This is a genomic window from Mesorhizobium sp. M2A.F.Ca.ET.039.01.1.1 (genome assembly GCF_003998035.1).
Lineage (GTDB): Bacteria > Pseudomonadota > Alphaproteobacteria > Rhizobiales > Rhizobiaceae > Mesorhizobium.
Genome location: NZ_RZRY01001194.1, coordinates 1 through 1217 on the forward strand (window position 1 = coordinate 1; position 1217 = coordinate 1217).

A 1217-nucleotide genomic window follows, 5' to 3' on the forward strand; every position below is an offset into this window, starting at 1 on the left:
GTCTCAGCACCGGCGCGGCGCGCTCGGGGTTGAGCGGGAAGTCCAGATTGTCGAGCTGGTCCGATCCGGGCCCCAGGCTCTCGCCGGCCTGCAGCTCGAGCAGCTTTTCCGGGTCGATGCTGATCGAATCGGTTTCCACCGTCGCCGAGGCGGCGATCGCGCCGGCGATGATTTCGCCCTGCGTCATCAGGCTCTCGACGCGAGCGTCGATCAGGCCGTCGCGAAAGGTGTTGAGGTAGAGGATGCCGGTCACCAGCACGGCAAGGCCGGCCAGGTTGAGGAACAGGATGCGCCTCGTCAGGCTGGAGAAGATGTGATGGCCGAGAAACCGGCGCATCGGCACCGTGATTCTCGACACGAAGGCGGGCACGATCCGCGGCGGACGCCTTGCCGCGCCCGCCCGTCTGCCTCGCTCTACTTCCACTGCCATCGAATAGCAGGCCCTGGTTAATTAGTGAGTAGTGAGTAGGCAGTAGGCAGTAGGGAATAGAGCAGTGGCTGGCGGGGACCGCAGCTGGCATAACCGGCCGCTCGCACTATTCAAAGCTGACTACCGACTATTCCCTACTGCCTACTCACTACTGCCTATTCATGCTTCGCGGAACCGGTACCCGACTCCGTAAAGGGTTTCGATCATCTCGAAGTCGTCGTCGACGGCCTTGAACTTCTTGCGCAGCCGCTTGATGTGGCTGTCGATGGTGCGGTCGTCGACATAGACCTGCTCATCATAGGCCGAATCCATCAGCGCATCACGGCTTTTCACCACACCGGGGCGCTGCGCCAGCGAATGCAGGATGAGGAACTCGGTCACCGTCAGCGTCACCGGCTCGCCTTTCCAGGTGCAGGTATGGCGTTCCTGGTCCATCACCAGCTGGCCGCGTTCGAGCGAGCGGGCCTGCTGGGCGGGCGCCTTGGCCGCCGCCTCGCGGGCGCTGGTCCGGCGCAGCACCGCCCGCACGCGCTCGACCAGGAGCCGCTGCGAGAAGGGTTTGCGGATGAAATCGTCGGCGCCCATCTTGAGGCCGAACAATTCGTCGATCTCGTCGTCCTTAGACGTCAGGAAGATCACCGGCAGGTCCGATTTCTGACGCATGCGGCGCAACAGCTCCATGCCGTCCATGCGCGGCATCTTGATGTCGAGGATGGCGAGGTTCGGCGGGCGCGCCGCCAGGCCTTCCAGCGCCGACGCGCCGTCGGTGTAGGTTTCGACCCGGTAG

Annotated in this window: 2 protein-coding genes; both read right to left on the reverse strand. The window is 64.0% G+C overall.

Annotation, left to right across the window (positions count from 1 at the left end):
- Positions 1 to 430 (reverse strand): sensor N-terminal transmembrane domain-containing protein (locus tag EOA24_RS38555; protein ID WP_189354623.1); only part of this gene is annotated, 430 nt, incomplete at its 3' end.
- A gap of 159 nt (positions 431 to 589) precedes the next feature.
- The coding region (locus EOA24_RS38560; RefSeq protein ID WP_133374935.1) for a response regulator transcription factor at positions 590 to 1217 on the reverse strand (628 nt) is incomplete at its 5' end.